This window comes from Psychrobacter cryohalolentis K5 (assembly GCF_000013905.1).
Taxonomy (GTDB): Bacteria; Pseudomonadota; Gammaproteobacteria; order Pseudomonadales; family Moraxellaceae; genus Psychrobacter; species Psychrobacter cryohalolentis.
On sequence record NC_007969.1, the window covers coordinates 723,082 to 739,846 of the forward strand.

Consider the following 16,765-nt stretch of genomic DNA (forward strand, 5'->3'; position numbering starts at 1 on the left):
ATTATGTATCATTGGCAGCTTTTTATTGAGTATGCTAAATCTAAAAAATATTAGCGTTTATCGTTGCGGTCACGGGTATTACGGGTGCCGCGACTGACAGGACTTGCACTGCTTTTCGGTTTGGCACTACTAGTGCTATTACGATTATCGCCACGAGTGTCAGTACGACGTGCTTTAAGCGGCTTGTTTCTGATACGCTCTTGCTTTTCTTTAGCAGCACCATGAAGACCTGTACCATAACGCGGGCGTAAGCTCACTAGGTCTGTTAACGTATTAATGTCTTTTCTATCTAGCTCTAAGAAGCGCCCTGTACGCAGCTCTTTTGGCAATGTAATATTACCATAGCTCGTACGTAATAGACGGCTGACTTTAAGACCTTGCGATTCAAATAAACGGCGAACTTCACGGTTACGACCTTCTTTAAGCTGCACATGATGCCACTTGTTGACGCCTTCACCACCGCCTTCCTTAATATCTTCGAACTTAGCCATGCCATCTTCTAACATGACACCTGTTGTCATCGCTCGTGCCATATCTGGAGTAACATCGCCCAGTACACGTACGGCATATTCACGCGTCACTTCACTAGAAGGATGCATCAAACGATGCGCCATTTCACCATCGTTAGTAAATAATAATAGACCAGTTGAGTTGATATCCAAGCGACCTACCATAACCCAACGATCATGAGTCAGCTTTGGCAAACGCTCAAACACGGTAGGACGACCTTCTGGATCATTCGCCGAGCATACTTCGCCTTCAGGTTTGTAATAAGCTAAAACGCGACGACGTTTCTCATTTTCAGAAGTATATTTAATCTGACGACCATCAACGCGAATCTCATCACCTTGTTCAACACGATCACCAATGGTTGCCGGACCATTATTGACAGTCACACGACCTGCTTTAATAACTTCTTCCATCTGACGACGTGAACCAAGTCCCATACGGGCAAGTGCTTTCTGTAATTTTTCATCTTTCATAGCGATTTCCTAGAATCGGTGGGTTTACATTTCTCAATGTATAAATTTGGACTGCATATTATACGCTATTTCTAAGGGTTATAGATATTATGTTTAAATAATTTTCCACTTTAATATCTGAATGAGGTAAATAATTTTCATATCATTTGTCCGTTTAAATTGGTTAGTTAAATAAATGAGAGAAGATTTTTTGTAATTTATATGAGCAATAACTATATGCTAAATATTAAGATTTTTCCATATAAGCCATTTTCTGATAAATCGTAATTTCCATCAAAAATACATGATTATGGTTCAAAATTTAACCACCTATGTTATTATGGTTTTGTTTTTTTGCACATAATGCAACGCTTTGATATGGCTGTCTGATTCTTTAATGCTAGACGCTACTTATATCTATGATTTACAAAGGTCTTTTTATGTTTTTTAATTCATCAAAGTTACTAGGTATAATGTGTCTGTTGATAGTGGGTATGGTTTCAGGTTGCTCTAGTATCAATGCAGGTCTTCAAGCAGGTGAGCTGCCACCAAGTGGCGCATTCATCGCTGACAACGGCCTTCATTTTAATATTCAACCGCTAAACCTAGCGACATTACCACCAAAACAAGCAGCGCTTCCAAACAGCAACTTAAGTCAGTTAATAAGAAACTCTGGTCGAGCAGAGTATCGTATTTCTGCAGGTGATATTCTTAGTATTATATTAGTTGGTTATCCCGATATTACAGCAGCAGGTGCGTCAGGCTACCCTGTGGATCAGCAAGGGTTTGTTCAATTTCCACTTGTTGGACGTGTTAAAGCGACAGGTATGAGTGTGCCGCAATTCACGGCTAACTTGCAGAGACAACTACAGCGCTATCTTAAGTTTTCAGATCCACAGGTTAAAATTCTTGATTATCGGGGTAATAAATTTTTTATTGATGGTGAAGTGACTAAACCTGGTGAATTTGCAATTGCTGATGCACCAGTTTCGCTGTATAGCGCGATTTCTATGGCTGGTGGTGTAACGCCTACAGGTGATTCAAATAATATTGTGTTTAATCGTAAAGGGGTAAGCTACAATATTGGGCTGCAATCCTTACGCCAACTAGGGTCTTCTGCCAATCAAATATATCTCCAAGACGGCGACTCTATTCATGTTAATAGTCAAAATCGTAATAAAGTATATGTTCTAGGAGAGTTTGGACGTGTAGAGCCTGTCCCAATTTTAGAACAGGGTATTACCTTAGCGCAGGTGATAGGTGAATCAAAAGGTCTTGATTCTAATACGGCCAATGCTGCTAAGATATATGTCGTCCGTGATAACCTCAATACCAGAACAACAGACATTTACTATGTTGATATGCAAACAATTACCAGTTTTGCGCTTGCAAATCGTTTTGAGATGCGTGCCAATGATATTATCTATGTAGATCCTACTGGTTTGACGCGTTGGAACCGTGTCCTCAGTGCGTTATTACCATCAACTTCTGCAGTTACTGTTCTTTCTGGCTTATAAATAATAGGTAATAACTATCATGGCATTTGATCATATTCTAGTTGTGTGTGTTGGTAACATTTGTCGTAGTCCAATGGCGGAAGCACTCTTGAAACAGCGTTTTCCTAATAAAATTATTGACTCTGCAGGTGTGGGTGCTTTGGTTGGTCATCCTGCTGATCCTGCTGCCCTAGAGATTATGTCAAAACAGCAGATTGATATTACCAGTCATATTGCTAAGCAAATTGATGAGCAGTTAGCAAAAAAAGTGGATCTTATTTTCACTATGTCAGACGGTCAAACTAAGTGGATTGAAGAACGCTGGCCTTTTTGCCGTGGTAAAACCTTTAAACTAGGTCATTGGATGAATAAAGACATTGCTGATCCTTACAAGCATGAGATAAGTGCATTCGAGACTGCCCATCAAGACATTGTTGAAGGTATAAAGCAATGGGCCGATAAAGTTAGCTAAGTGACTGTTGTGAATAAATAATTATTATAAAAGATTAATACTAAACGATTACCTCAAGTGATGAACCTACCGTTATGAATACAGATTCGAAGAATGTATCAAACTCTGCCTCTAAAGAAGACAATGACGAAATCGACTTAATGGCGCTACTTTTTGCCATTTTACGTGGCTGGAAAACTATTGTCTTTTTTGCTGTTTTGGGTTTGATAGTCGGTATCTTGTATAGTCGGTATGTAAACCCTACTTTTCAATCAGATGCATTGATCCAAATAGATGAGCAGTCAAAGGGTATTTCTGCATTAGGTTCGGATATCTCTGAGCTGATAGGATCAGAAGCTAGTAAGGCTCAAACAGAGGCAGAGCTCATTAGATCTCGTATGATATTAGAGCCTGTTGTGAATTTACTGCATCTGCGTATAAAGCTTACTGATCCTACTATCGGCAATGTTGATAGAATAAAACATGCTGTTACGCCTACTCAAATCAATAAACCTGAAGGCGTTTCACTTAAAACACAAGATGGTGAAGTACAAGTTAGTCAATTTAATGTCTCGCAAGACTACCTCAATCAACCGTTTACGTTAACACGTTCTGCAACAGGTTTTGTCTTAAGTAATGGCTTTGATGATTTCAAAGGGCAAATCGGTAAGGTACATCAGTTTAGAGGTACGAATGGTCAGATTCACATTACAGTAAATAACCTCCCAGCTGATGGTTACCCTATTAATATTACTAAGCAATCATTGCATAATACAACAAACGATATTAATAATGCGCTTTCTGTCCTTGAGAAAGGTAAACAGACAGGCATTATTGAGATGTCAATGACAGGCACTAATCAACAACAAGTTACATCGATATTAAAACAAATTATTGTATCCTATGTAGACCAAAATCAGTCGCGAGGCTCTGAGGAAACCACTCAAACTATTAATTTTATGGAAACTCAGATTCCAACGTTAAAGAAAAAATTAGAAGAGTCAGAAGAAGTATTTAATAGATTCCGTAAGAAATATGGCACTATTGATGTAAGCAAAGAAGCAGAGCTGTTGTTAACAGAGAACTCGCAAATTGATGTTCAGCTTAATGAGCTTAAGCTTAAAAAAGCCGATCTAACGACCTATTATACCGAAGAGCATCCATTAGTCATTCAAATCAATGAGCAGCTCAAAGTACTTAATGATAGAAAGCAAGACATAGATGATACTATTTTAGGACTACCTGAAATACAAAGAGAGTTTTTACAACTATCTGCTGACACAGAGATCAATAGAGAAATATATTTAACTTTACTGAAAAACTATGAACAGTTAAAAATAGTTAGAGCTGGACAAATTGGCTATGCACGTATTATTGATCTACCGATTAATACTTTTAAAGCGATTGCACCGAACAAACTGTTGATTTGGGCATTGGCTGCGTTATTAGGTACGGTACTTGGTACGATATTAGTTCTTATTAAAAATATGCTTCGAAACGTTGTGAAAGACCCAGAGCGCCTTGAAGCTAAGACAGGTGTACCTGTTATTGCGACGATTCCACGTTCACCACTATTGACTAGGTTGGGTAAGAAAAAATCTTCAGATAGGCTACTTGCCTATGCAGATAACAATAGTTTAAGTTATGAAGCCATTAAAAGCTTAAGAACGAATCTGATGTTTGGGATGCCAATCCAAGGACGAGCTGGTCAGCGTGCCAAAGTTATCTTAATTACTGGTGAAAGTCCGGGAGTAGGTAAGTCTTTTATCTCCTCTAACTTAACAGAAGTATTCGCTCAATTGGATAAAAAGACTTTAATTATAGATGCAGATATGCGTTTGGGCGAGTTGCATAAAGTGTTTAATATGGACCAATATAATGGTTTAGCGGATTATTTAACACAAGATACAACGCATCTATCAAGAAGTAGTACTCAGCTAGCAAAAGTTGATAGTGCTCAAGAACCTAGTCATTTAGCAAGCTTTATCCATTCAACAGGTATTGATAATATTGACTTTATGCCACGGGGCGAACATCCTCGCAATCCGGCGTCACTATTAGCTAATGGTAGCTTCGATCATTTGATGACTGAGTTAAATCTTCATTATGATTATATTATTATCGACTCACCACCGATATTGGCAGCCTCTGACGCTATGATATTAGCGCAGCATGCTGACAAAGTATTGATGGTGACACGATACGATGATTCTATAGAAGGACAATTGGTCTACGCTGTCAATCAGATGAATAAAGCCAATATAAAAGTAGATGGTATTATTTTAAATGATGTACAACAAGGTATTATGAGCAAATACAGTTATCATTATAGTTATGCTTACGGTAATAATAACTAATATGTATTTGAGACAGACTGTATTACCTTAATTATTAGTATTTAAACGAAATAGTTGCTTGATATGCCAATAGACACATCAATAATCTCTAAAAAAGATAAGACCTCTCCTATAGAGTCTAATGACTTTGCTGAGCGTACTGCTAAGATATTGCTGAATCTACCTCGAGGCATCAAGCGTAGTATTCTGATGATGGCTGATTTTATCATGTCAGTGGTCTGTCTATTCTTTGCCGTAGCAGCGCGCTACGGGTATATAGACAATCACGTGAGTTTATTATTATTAAGCGTCAGTGCATTGATTCCAGTATTATGCTTATATGTAATTGGATTTTATAATGGCGTGGCACGAGGGTTCTTTGATGCGATGATGGGCAGTGTATTACAACTTTTCTTTGTACTCATCATCGTTGCCCAAACTGTTTTATATTTTAAATTACTACCAGGTATTCCTCGTGCAGTACCTATCTTGTATTTATTTCTATTTTTTATATGGCTGTGGAATAGTCGCTTAACGATTAGAGAGTTGCTAGCAAGGTGGCAAGGTCAAAGACCACAGTATAAGTATGATGATTATGATAACGTTGTCATCTATGGTGCAGGAGAGGCCGGCAAAGAGCTCTTAGAAGGTTTAAGAAACTCTCATAAGTATAATGTCGTTGCTTATGTCGATGACGATCCGCAATTGACAGGCGCTTATTTACTCGGTAAACAAATTCACGCGGCTTCTGACCTTATTGGGCTCGTAGGTAAACTAGATATTGCCCAAGTTTTTTTAGCCATTCCTTCTATCAGTCGGTCACGCAAACGCCAAATCATTGATAAACTAGAAGGTATCTCTATTAAAATCAAGGAATTGCCTAGCTTAGAAGAAATCGCTGAAGAAAAAGTGACTGTTAGTAGTATGCGTAGAGTGGATATATTAGATGTATTAGATCGGCAGACAGTTGAACCTGACGTTAATCTTTTACAGCAAAATATTACGGGTAAAAGTGTACTGGTGACAGGCGCTGGTGGATCTATCGGTAGCGAATTGTGTCGTCAAATTATTAAGAATAAGCCTAAATGCTTGGTACTATATGAATTATCTGAGTACGCGCTTTATACGATTGATCAAGAGTTGACGGCGAAAAAAGCTAAAAATAAAGACGACCATGCTATAGAGATCGTTGCCATTATTGGCAATGTGACCAACGAAGACAACTTGCTGCGTATATTGAACCTCTATCAAATACAGACGGTCTATCATGCGGCTGCTTATAAACACGTCCCCATCGTAGAGCATAATCCGTTTGAAGGTGTGATTAATAATAGTAAAGGCACCTATCACTGTGCGCGTGCCGCGATACAAGCGAAGGTTGACACCTTTGTACTGATCTCCACCGACAAAGCAGTCAGACCGACTAATATAATGGGAGCATCTAAGCGTTTAGCAGAGTTAGTCTGTCAAGGGCTTAGTATGACGACGGCTCATACTTGTATCAGTATGGTGCGCTTCGGCAATGTGCTTGGGTCCTCAGGCTCGGTAGTCCCTGTGTTTACGAAGCAGATAGAACAGGGGCGACCTATTACGGTTACTCATCCTGATGTTACACGTTATTTTATGACGATTCCTGAAGCCGCCAATCTAGTGATTCAAGCAGGGGCGATGGCAAAAGGCGGTGAAGTATTCGTTTTGGATATGGGTGAACCAGTCAAAATCGTCGATTTAGCACGTCGTATGATTCATTTAAGTGGACACAGAGCAAAGACTAATGATAATCCTAACGGCGATATAGAGATAATTTTTACTGGTTTGAGACCAGGTGAAAAGCTATACGAAGAGTTGATCATCGGTGAGGATAATATCGAAAATACTCATCATCCACTGATCATGCAAGCGATAGAGCATAGCTTTCCATTAGATGAGCTTGAATCGCTACTGGCTGAGCTCACTGAAAAGCAAAAAGAGTTTGACGTTGCTTGGTTAAAGCAGCAGTTTAAGCAGTTTGTAGATGGTTATAGACAAGGTTCTTAGCTTGTATAGAAAAATGTAATGACTGAAATACTCACATTATTACCCATCAACTAGTAAGATTATTTAAAGAGAATTTATGATAGATATCAATAGTATCAAAATAGCTGTAATTGGTCTTGGTTATGTGGGGCTACCTTTAGCAGTTGAATTTGGTAAGCATTTTTCTGTAATTGGCTTTGATATTAACACTAAGCGCGTGCAAGAGTTAAGAGATGGCTTTGATGGTACGCTTGAAGTCAACAGTGAAGAGCTCAAATCTGCTAGTTCATTAAAATTTACCACTGAATTGGGCGATATTGCTGATTATAATTTTTATATCGTTACCGTACCTACGCCCATTGATGAAAATAACGCACCAGATCTTACCCCTTTAGAGAGTGCCTCAGCTGCTGTGGGAAAAGTGATAAAAGCTGGTGATATCGTGGTTTATGAATCGACTGTCTACCCTGGTGCGACAGAAGAAGTTTGTATTCCTATTATAGAAAAAGTATCTGGTTTAACTTTTAACCAAGATTTTTATGTTGGATATAGCCCAGAACGTATCAATCCAGGTGATAAGGTAAATACCCTAACTAAAATTACCAAGATTACTTCAGGCTCAACCCCAGAGGCGGCTGACTTAATCGATAGTCTCTATGCTTCTATTATTACGGCTGGTACTTATCGCGCAACATCAATCAAAGTCGCTGAAGCTGCAAAGGTCATTGAAAATACCCAGCGCGACTTAAATATCGCTATCGTTAATGAGTTTGCTAAGATATTTAATATCATCGGCATAGACACTCAAGCGGTATTGGATGCTGCAGGTAGTAAATGGAATTTTCTTAAATTTAAGCCGGGTTTGGTTGGTGGGCATTGTATTAGTGTCGATCCTTATTATTTAACTCATAAAGCACAAGAAGTTGGTTATCGTCCAGAAGTTATCCTTGCTGGCAGACGTATCAACGACGGTATGGGGCAATATGTGGCCACGCAGATGGTTAAAAAACTGGCGCGTAATAAAATACATATCGATGAAGCGAAGGTATTGGTACTCGGTTTTACTTTTAAAGGCGACTGTCCTGATACCCGTAATACCAAGGTCATTGATATTATCAAAGAGCTAAAAAGCTTTAATATCAATGTTGATGTTTATGATGATTGGGCTGATAAGCAAGAAGTATGTGAGCATTACGGCATTGAATTGATTAATGATTTGCAGAAAGGCTATTACGATGGCGTCGTGGTTGCCGTTGATCACAGCAAGTATAAGAAGATGGGCGTAGAAGCCATTAGAGCGCTAGCTAAATCAAACCATGTTGTTTACGACGTCAAGCATGTATTCCAAGAAGGCGAAACAGATATTCGTTTATAAAAACTTAAGGACATTATAATGAAAAAATTTGCATTAATTGGTGCGGCTGGGTATATCGCTCCTCGTCATATGAAAGCTATCAAAGAAACGAATAATCAGCTAATAGCTGCTTATGATATCAATGACTCTGTTGGTATTATCGATAGGATCTCTCCTGATAGTGAGTTTTTTACCGAATTTGAACGTTTTAGCGATTATTGTTATCAGCTTAAGCGCGATACCGACAAAAAAATAGATATCGTCTCGATTTGCTCACCAAACTATTTGCATTATTCTCATATTGCTGCTGGTCTTAGAATGGGTGCAGATGTCATTTGTGAAAAACCATTAGTACCTACTGAAGCGGTACTTGATGAATTAATAGCCGTTGAAAAAGAAACAGGGCATAAAGTCTATAATATTTTACAGCTTCGTCATCATGATGCCATATTGAAGCTAAAAGAACAGATTGCTAATGAAAATCGTGCAGAAAAATACGATGTAGAGCTGACCTATATTACTTCTCGCGGCAAATGGTACTTGGAGAGTTGGAAAGGCGATCTAAACAAATCCTTTGGTATTGCTACGAATATTGGTGTGCATTTCTTCGACATGCTACATTTTATATTTGGGGATTTAGTAGAAAGTGAAGTTTACTATACTGATGAGACTAAAGCTGGTGGTTATTTGGAATATGATAAAGCGCGTGTACGTTGGTTCTTATCCATTGATGCTAATGATCTACCCGAAAGCGTAAAAGGCAAGCAGCCTACTTATCGTTCCATTGATATTGAAGGTGATGAGATAGAGTTCTCAGGTGGTTTTACTGATTTGCACACGGTTTCTTATCAAGAGATACTCGCAGGACGCGGTTATGGTTTGGAAGATGCAAGGTTTGGCGTCAAAACCGTGGAACACATTCGTCATGCCAAAGACTCTACTACAGATGAGTCTAGGCTACACCCGAATGTCAAAAAACTATTGTTAGGATAGTAAGATGAATAATAATGCGCAAATACACCCTTCAGCAGTAATTCATGAAGGCGTTATCATTGAAGATGATGTTTATATAGGTCCCAACTGTATCATTGGCTATCCACCCGAAGATAAAGCTGTGTTTCCTCAAACGCCATACACCGTTCATATATGTTCAGGTACGAAAATTACAGGAAATGTGACTATTGATGCTGGAACTATCAAAAACACATACATCGGAAATGATTGCTTTTTAATGAAAGGTGCTTATGTAGCACATGATGTAGTGATTGGGAATAATGTCACTCTATCTAGCCATGTTATGCTTGGAGGCCATGTAGAAGTCATGGAGGGCGCTAACTTAGGTATGGGCTGTATTATTCATCAGCGTCAAAAAATTTGGCATTATTGCATGATAGGTATGGGTGCAATTGTCACTAAAAAACTAGTTATTGAGCCTTTCTCTATATACGTTGGCAACCCAGCAAAGAAAATAGGAACGAATGATAAAGGTATTGAGAAAAGTGGGATTGACGAAAGAGCAATGGCTACTATACAAGAAGAATTCAACGCAAGAAGGTAATGATGATGCAGTTTATTGATTTAGTCGCTCAGCAGGATAGGATAAAAGATAAATTAAATACCAATATCCAAAAGGTATTGGCTCATGGTCAATATATTTTAGGCCCTGAGGTTCATGAGCTTGAAGAAAAGCTGTCAGCATATACAGGTGCTAAATATTGCATCACTTGTGCCAATGGGACTGATGCGCTACAAATCGCCCAGATGGTATTTGGTATAGGGCCTGGAGACGAGGTAATCACGCCAGGATTTACTTATATTGCGACAGCAGAGACGGTTGCTGTACTAGGTGCCAAACCTATCTATGTAGATATCAATCCAAAGACTTATAACCTAGATGTCGAGCAGCTTGAAGCTGCTATTACGCCACGTACCAAAGCCATTATTGGGGTTAGTCTTTATGGGCAGTGCGCAGACTATGATGCTATTAATGCTATCGCAGCGAAATATAATATTCCGGTCATTGAAGATGCCGCGCAGAGCTTTGGTGCTAGCTATAAAGGTAGAAAGTCTTGTAATTTAACGACGATTGCCTGTACTAGCTTTTTCCCTAGTAAGCCGCTAGGTTGCTACGGTGATGGTGGTGCTATCTTTACCAGTGATGAGGCGCTAGCGACTGTAATGCGCCAAATAGCACGCCATGGTCAAGATCGCCGCTATCATCATATCCGAGTAGGAGTTAATAGTCGTTTAGATACCTTACAAGCCGCAATACTGCTGCCTAAGCTTGAAATCCTAGATGATGAGATGCAAGTACGGCAACGTGTGGCAGAGACTTATAACCAGTTCTTTATTGAAGCGGATATTACGACGATACCATTTATCGAATCACACAATCAGAGTGCGTGGGCGCAATATACTATCCAAGTTGATAATCGTGATGAGATACAAGCTAAGCTAAGAGAGCAAGGTATCCCGACAGCAGTACATTATCCTATTCCTTTAAATAAGCAGCCTGCGGTTGCTGATACAAATGCAGTATTACCAGTAGGTGATGAAGTTGCTGAGCGAGTGATGAGTTTGCCGATGCACCCATATATGCAAACTACAGATATTAAAACTATTTGTAATTCATTTTAAATTTTAAATAACCAAAGAGATAACTAATGATTGAACTTACGGGCAAGAAAATATTCATCACAGGTGGTGCGGGATTTATTGGATCAACTCTAATCGGTAGATTAATCGAAAACAACGAAATGATCGTTTATGATAATTTAGAACGTAACACTTTGAAAAGTCAACCCTTTGCTAATCATAAAAATCTAACATTAATACAGGGCAATGTGTTAGATCAAGAAAAAATTATTGAAGCAGCAAAAGGTAGTGAGATATTTATACATGCCGCCGCTATAGCAGGTATTGATAATACTGTTAAAAGTCCAGTTCGTACTATGACAGTAAATATGATTGGAACTGCCAATGCGCTTGAAGCCGCACATCAAGCAGGCACTGTACAAAGATTTCTAGAGTTTTCAACTTCAGAGGTGTTTGGTTCTAGAGCTTATAGGGTAGACGAGCTAAATTCTACTACTACAGGAGCAGTTGGTGAAGCCCGTTGGACGTATGCAGTAAGTAAACTTGCTGGTGAACACTTAACTCATGCTTATAATCGTGAGCATGGATTACCGACTGTTACTTTTAGGCCTTTTAACGTTTACGGACCTGGACAGATTGGTGAAGGTGCCATCTCTATTATGATTCGTAAAGCCCTAAATAATGAAGATATTTATATTTTTGGTGATGGTTCTCAAATCAGAGCGTGGTGTTATGTAGATGATATGATTGATGCCTTGATGAAAGCATTATCTGTACCTCAAGCGATAGGAGAGTCTTTCAATATTGGTAACGCAAGAGCAATAACAACTATTTATGGTTTAGCCCAAACCATTTGTCGAGTGCTTAACTCAAAGTCAGAAATAATATTTAGAGAGGCGCTTTCTGCAGATATTGAACTGCGTATACCCAATGTTGATAAATCTGAAGAGTTATTGGGCTTTAAAGCACAAGTAGACTTAGAAGAAGGTTTAATTCGTACAGCAGACTGGCTATCAGCTAATATGAATGATTTGCCAGTAATGCCAGATATGTTTTTGAAGGAAAAATAATATGATTAAGCTCTCACAGCCTACAATTCCAGAAGCAGCAATTGAGCGTGTTAGTGAAATTCTACGAAGTGGGCAACTTGTTCATGGTGAAGAATGTGAAAGCTTTGAACAAGAATTAGCGAGTTTTCTTGGTGTAAAGCACGCTTTAGTGGTAAGTAACGGTACTGCTGCACTCCATCTCGCTTTATTAGCTTTAGACATTGGAGTTGGCGATGCTGTTATCGTCCCTGACTTCACCTTTGCTGCTACTGCTAATATCGTAGAAATGACAGGTGCTAAAGCCATTATCGTTGATGTGGATATCGAAACTTACAATATGGATTCTGAGCTATTAGAGTCTTGTATTCAATCATGGTCTGGCCCTGAAAAACTAAAAGCGATTATGCCTGTTTTAGAATTTGGCAATCCTCATGGACTAAAAAAGTATCGTGAAATTGCTAATAAATATAATTTAGCATTGATAGAAGATGCAGCTTGTGCTTTAGGCGCAAAAGAACAAGATGTCATGGTTGGAACCGTAGGGGATATGGGGTGTTTTTCATTCCATCCTCGAAAAACTCTGACAACAGGTGAGGGTGGCGCTTTAGTGACTAATAATGATCAGCTTTATGAGAAGGCGAAGCTATTAAGAAGTCACGGAATGATGCGTGGTGAGTTTGGTATAGAGTTTAGATGTATTGGCCTAAACTACAGACTTACTAATTTTCAAGCAGCTATTGGTAGAGCAATATTACCTAAACTGAACGGTTGGATAGAAAGAAGACGTGAATTAGCTACTATTTATGAAGATGCGCTAGCTCCTTTAGAGCAGCAAGGATTAATTCGGTTACCTAAAATAGTTGAAGGGCACAGTGTTCAAACTTATATGATAGTGCTTTCTGATCAGTTTAATAGAACTGAAGTAATGAAAGCGTTGAAAGAGGGTGGCATTGAATCCAGTTTAGGCGCTCAAAGTATGAGTGAGTTGAAATTATTCAACCATGATAGTAATACTAAATCTAACTATATTATTGGTCCTAAATTATATATATATGGTTTGGCATTACCATTACATGAGCATCTAAATATAGATGATGTAAATAAAATTACAGAAACCCTTGAACAGATTTTATTAAAATGATTTTATTAAAAGAATTAAAGGAATTGTTTTTCTTACGTACTACATATTACTTAAAAAAATACAATCGTTCTCTTCCATTTGGGGACATGATCGTTGATCGCTGGGATAAAGCAAAGTTGCTTGGTTTTGGTGAAGGCACAAGTATATACGATAGTAGTATTGTATTAGGTGAAGTCAAGGTAGGTAAAGATACCTGGATAGGACCTAATACAATATTAGATGGCTCTGGAGGAGGACTTATAATAGGTAGTAACTGCTCCATATCTGCAGGTGTTCAAATATATACGCATGATACAGTCAGAAAGTCTTTATCTGGTGGTAAAGCTGATATAGACAAGGCTTCAACGAGGATAGGAAGCGACTGTTATCTTGGACCAAATACTATTATTGTTAAGGGGGTTAAGATAGGGGATAGGGTTGTCGTGGGTGCTAATAGTTTAGTTCTAAAAGATATACCATCAGATTGTAAAGTATTTGGAAGTCCCGCAGTTATAATAACTGATAGTTTAAATTATCAAAGAAATAATATTTAACTTATTAATTTATATACATAAATATTTATTAGTTCTTACCTTAATATAAGTGTAATGAGTATGGTGTTTTAATGAAAAAAATATTTATTGGGCCTTGCGAAATTGCAGGTTATTATAGTAATTTAATGAAGGGGTTTTCTAATATAGGTCTTGATGCTAAATTTCATACCTATCAAAATCATCCATTCGGTTATGGAGGTGAATCAAAACCAACAATTTTACTTGCTATTATAAAGTTCTTATCAACTAAACAGCAGGAGTGTAATCTATTGACTATAAAAATACCTATTTTTATAGTTTCAGAGTTAACAAAGTTTTTGTTTTTCATAGATGTAATAAGAAAATATGATGTTTTGATTTTTGGTTTTGGCCAAACGCTAACTAGATTTACAAGGTTTGAGCTCTTTATATATAAGGTTTTTGATAAAAAAATAATATTTAATATTATGCATGGATCAGAGTCTAGACCACCATATATTGACGGCACACACCAGAGCAAGGATGGAACTCTAGTTCCAACATCTAAGGCATATAGGGCTATTACACGTAAAATAAAAAAAAATAACCGTAACATATCAGATTATGCCGATGTAATAGTTGGGGCGCCATATAGTACAAGCCAGTTTATTAGAAAAAAATATATTAATCACTTTTCTATTGGGCTCCCAATATATAATAAAGCTTTATTTATTGATACATTCGAAAAAAAATATTCAATTGAGGATCGAAGTAATAAAAAAGTTAGAATACTACATTCACCTAGTCATCCAGCAGTAAAGGGAACAAGTTTAATTATTGATGCAATCAATAATTTAAAAGATAAAGGGTATAATATTGATTTTATACTATTACAAAATAAACCTAATTCTGAGGTAATAGAAGAAATTAAAAAGTGTGATTTTATTGTTGATCAATTATATTCGGATACACCTTTGGCTACTTTTGCTACTGAAGCAGCTTGGTTTGGTAAACCTGCAATTGTTGGTGGTTACGGTCTTGAATCTTTAAAAAATTATGTGAAAGAAGATATGTGGCCTCCTTCGAAAATTTGTTATCCAGATGATATAGAAAAGAACATAGAAGAACTAATTGTTGATACTGAACAGCGAAAAATTTTAGGTGAAAAAGCAAAAATATTTGTAAGAGAGAAGTGGAGCATAAATGAAGTGGCTCTAAAGTATAAAAAAATTATTGAGGGTAATATTCCTAGTGAATGGATGATTGATCCTAAAGAAATTATCTATCTGGAAGGAGTAGGTCAGAGCTCTGAATTAACTAAGAGAATTGTTAACCGAATGATTGTTAATTATGGTATTGACTCTCTACAATTAAAAGATCGTTCTGATCTTGAACATGCATTTATTGAATTTATTAGTAAAGATTAAAATACTATGTTAAAAAGACTTTTCAAAGACAGTGTTACTTATACTCTTCCTAGTTTGATTTCAAGAGGAATGTCATTTTTTTTAATCCCACTCTATACAAAGGTATTGACAACAGCTGACTATGGATCTTTTGATCTATTCCTTATTTTTGTAAATATAATTAACCTGACTATTGCATTAGAAGTTTCCCAAGGTTTAGCACGTTACTTTACTTCTGAAGATAATACTAATTCGAAAGTTCTTTATGCATCTTCGGCTTTTTGGTTTACATTCGCTGTTTATACAATATTTTCTGTATTGTTGTTAATATTTCATAAAAAACTTTCTTTTATGGTTATGGGTCAACTAAACGTTGAAAACGCTTTTATACTAGGTATTCTATATATTTGGTCTAACGGCTTGTTTTATCTGATCCAAAACCAATTCAGATGGGAATTGCGTAGCAAGGAATACGCAGTTATTAGTATCATTATGTCTGTAGCTACTGCATTCGTATCTGTTTTAGCAGCTTATTTCTTAGACTACGGTTTAGAAGGGCTCTTATTTGGTCTGTTAATTGGTAATTTGATTGGTGGTATTTTTGGTTTATGGTTGTTACGTAATACCTTTAGATTTAGATTTAGTTTGATAAAACTGAAAGAGATGCTTGTTTTCTCAATACCGTTAGTTTTCTCTGGTGTAGCAGTATGGTTAAGTCTTTATATTGATCGTATTATGATTAAACATCTTATGACCATTAGTGATGTAGGTTTATACGGTCTTGGTTATCGTGTATCAAGTATTGCTGGTCTAGCTATGGTTGGTTTTCAAGGGGCTTTAACCCCTCTCATTTATAAACATTATCATGAAAAAACAACGCCTCCTCAACTTGCTCGTATATTCAGGTATTTCGTTACATTGATACTTCTTATATTTATTTTAATTAGTTTTTTTGCTGAAAACATATTACACCTAATAGTTACAGAAGAGTTTTACTATAGTTATAGTGTTATCATTTTTTTAGTACCTGCTATTATATTATCTAATATGTATATATTTGCGCCAGGCATGGCTATTGCCAAGAAAACGTCTTATTTTGTTATTGTAAATATCATAGGTGCAACTTTGAATATTGTACTCAACTATGTACTTATACCTATTTTCGGGATTCAAGGTGCTGCAGTTGCAACGCTGATTAGCTATTTTATTGTTTTCACTATCTACATGATTCTAAGTCAAAAGATTTACTATGTTCCTCATGATTTTAAACCTATCATTGCTAGTACTTTATTAGTTTCACTATTAGCATGGTTTATCCCTATTATTCATGAGAGCTTCTATTTATTACTAATTTATAAATCTATAGCCCTAATTTTTTGTATTCTTTTATTTTTATTAGCTGGCTTGATATCGTTAAAAGACTTTAAACAATTTCGAGATTTATTAAAGAAATAAATCTGAGGAGAAT

The 16,765-nt window shown here is 37.1% G+C and carries 14 protein-coding genes; 13 read left to right on the plus strand and 1 reads right to left on the minus strand.

The window, feature by feature from the left end; all coding sequences use genetic code 11:
• Positions 1-50: 50 nt before the first annotated feature.
• Positions 51-983 carry a 23S rRNA pseudouridine(2605) synthase RluB gene (gene rluB / locus PCRYO_RS03175; RefSeq protein WP_011512959.1) on the minus strand — a complete coding sequence of 311 codons (933 nt, stop codon included), beginning with the start codon at positions 981-983 and terminating at the stop codon, positions 51-53.
• A 419-nt stretch (positions 984-1,402) separates the two neighbouring features.
• Between rluB and PCRYO_RS03180 the strand changes: the two genes are divergently transcribed.
• The 13 genes from PCRYO_RS03180 to PCRYO_RS03240 all read left to right on the plus strand — a co-directional run bounded on the left by PCRYO_RS03180 (position 1,403) and on the right by PCRYO_RS03240 (position 16,752).
• Complete coding sequence (locus tag PCRYO_RS03180) at positions 1,403-2,479, plus strand: polysaccharide biosynthesis/export family protein (protein ID WP_011512960.1); 1,077 nt, start codon at positions 1,403-1,405, stop codon at positions 2,477-2,479.
• Positions 2,480-2,498: 19 nt separating this feature from the next.
• On the plus strand, positions 2,499-2,930 hold the full coding sequence (locus tag PCRYO_RS03185) for a low molecular weight protein-tyrosine-phosphatase (protein ID WP_011512961.1): 432 nt from the start codon (positions 2,499-2,501) through the stop codon (positions 2,928-2,930).
• Positions 2,931-3,004: 74 nt separating this feature from the next.
• The gene (locus tag PCRYO_RS03190) at positions 3,005-5,266 is read left to right on the plus strand and encodes a polysaccharide biosynthesis tyrosine autokinase (RefSeq protein ID WP_011512962.1); all 2,262 of its coding nucleotides are present in this window, start codon (positions 3,005-3,007) and stop codon (positions 5,264-5,266) included.
• Positions 5,267-5,329: 63 nt separating this feature from the next.
• On the plus strand, positions 5,330-7,282 hold the full coding sequence (locus PCRYO_RS03195) for a polysaccharide biosynthesis protein (RefSeq protein WP_011512963.1): 1,953 nt from the start codon (positions 5,330-5,332) through the stop codon (positions 7,280-7,282).
• A gap of 76 nt (positions 7,283-7,358) precedes the next feature.
• Positions 7,359-8,636, plus strand: coding sequence for a Vi polysaccharide biosynthesis UDP-N-acetylglucosamine C-6 dehydrogenase TviB (gene tviB / locus PCRYO_RS03200; RefSeq protein WP_011512964.1), 1,278 nt, complete (start codon positions 7,359-7,361; stop codon positions 8,634-8,636).
• 18 nt (positions 8,637-8,654) lie between these two features.
• The gene (locus PCRYO_RS03205) at positions 8,655-9,608 is read left to right on the plus strand and encodes a Gfo/Idh/MocA family protein (protein ID WP_011512965.1); all 954 of its coding nucleotides are present in this window, start codon (positions 8,655-8,657) and stop codon (positions 9,606-9,608) included.
• A gap of 4 nt (positions 9,609-9,612) precedes the next feature.
• On the plus strand, positions 9,613-10,173 hold the full coding sequence (locus PCRYO_RS03210) for a UDP-N-acetylglucosamine acyltransferase (protein WP_011512966.1): 561 nt from the start codon (positions 9,613-9,615) through the stop codon (positions 10,171-10,173).
• Between the two features lie 2 nt (positions 10,174-10,175).
• Positions 10,176-11,252, plus strand: a complete 1,077-nt coding sequence (locus PCRYO_RS03215; RefSeq protein WP_011512967.1) for a DegT/DnrJ/EryC1/StrS family aminotransferase — start codon at positions 10,176-10,178, stop codon at positions 11,250-11,252.
• Between the two features lie 26 nt (positions 11,253-11,278).
• Positions 11,279-12,280, plus strand: coding sequence for an NAD-dependent epimerase/dehydratase family protein (locus tag PCRYO_RS03220; protein WP_011512968.1), 1,002 nt, complete (start codon positions 11,279-11,281; stop codon positions 12,278-12,280).
• 1 nt (position 12,281) lies between these two features.
• Positions 12,282-13,400, plus strand: a complete 1,119-nt coding sequence (locus PCRYO_RS03225) for a DegT/DnrJ/EryC1/StrS family aminotransferase (protein ID WP_011512969.1) — start codon at positions 12,282-12,284, stop codon at positions 13,398-13,400.
• Complete coding sequence (locus tag PCRYO_RS03230) at positions 13,397-13,933, plus strand: acyltransferase (RefSeq protein ID WP_011512970.1); 537 nt, start codon at positions 13,397-13,399, stop codon at positions 13,931-13,933. Before PCRYO_RS03225 ends, PCRYO_RS03230 begins: the two co-directional genes overlap by 4 nt.
• A 71-nt stretch (positions 13,934-14,004) precedes the next feature.
• Positions 14,005-15,318: a glycosyltransferase family 1 protein gene (locus PCRYO_RS03235; protein WP_011512971.1), complete on the plus strand. Its 1,314-nt coding sequence runs from the start codon at positions 14,005-14,007 to the stop codon at positions 15,316-15,318.
• A gap of 6 nt (positions 15,319-15,324) precedes the next feature.
• Positions 15,325-16,752 carry an oligosaccharide flippase family protein gene (locus PCRYO_RS03240; RefSeq protein ID WP_011512972.1) on the plus strand — a complete coding sequence of 476 codons (1,428 nt, stop codon included), beginning with the start codon at positions 15,325-15,327 and terminating at the stop codon, positions 16,750-16,752.
• Positions 16,753-16,765: the final 13 nt, after the last annotated feature.

Coding starts and splice junctions, on each gene's coding strand:
- rluB (WP_011512959.1), bottom strand. CDS start 983: ATGAAAGATGAAAAATTACAGAAAGCACTTGCCCGTATGGGACTTGGT.
- PCRYO_RS03180 (WP_011512960.1), top strand. CDS start 1,403: ATGTTTTTTAATTCATCAAAGTTACTAGGTATAATGTGTCTGTTGATA.
- PCRYO_RS03185 (WP_011512961.1), top strand. CDS start 2,499: ATGGCATTTGATCATATTCTAGTTGTGTGTGTTGGTAACATTTGTCGT.
- PCRYO_RS03190 (WP_011512962.1), top strand. CDS start 3,005: ATGAATACAGATTCGAAGAATGTATCAAACTCTGCCTCTAAAGAAGAC.
- PCRYO_RS03195 (WP_011512963.1), top strand. CDS start 5,330: ATGCCAATAGACACATCAATAATCTCTAAAAAAGATAAGACCTCTCCT.
- tviB (WP_011512964.1), top strand. CDS start 7,359: ATGATAGATATCAATAGTATCAAAATAGCTGTAATTGGTCTTGGTTAT.
- PCRYO_RS03205 (WP_011512965.1), top strand. CDS start 8,655: ATGAAAAAATTTGCATTAATTGGTGCGGCTGGGTATATCGCTCCTCGT.
- PCRYO_RS03210 (WP_011512966.1), top strand. CDS start 9,613: ATGAATAATAATGCGCAAATACACCCTTCAGCAGTAATTCATGAAGGC.
- PCRYO_RS03215 (WP_011512967.1), top strand. CDS start 10,176: ATGATGCAGTTTATTGATTTAGTCGCTCAGCAGGATAGGATAAAAGAT.
- PCRYO_RS03220 (WP_011512968.1), top strand. CDS start 11,279: ATGATTGAACTTACGGGCAAGAAAATATTCATCACAGGTGGTGCGGGA.
- PCRYO_RS03225 (WP_011512969.1), top strand. CDS start 12,282: ATGATTAAGCTCTCACAGCCTACAATTCCAGAAGCAGCAATTGAGCGT.
- PCRYO_RS03230 (WP_011512970.1), top strand. CDS start 13,397: ATGATTTTATTAAAAGAATTAAAGGAATTGTTTTTCTTACGTACTACA.
- PCRYO_RS03235 (WP_011512971.1), top strand. CDS start 14,005: ATGAAAAAAATATTTATTGGGCCTTGCGAAATTGCAGGTTATTATAGT.
- PCRYO_RS03240 (WP_011512972.1), top strand. CDS start 15,325: ATGTTAAAAAGACTTTTCAAAGACAGTGTTACTTATACTCTTCCTAGT.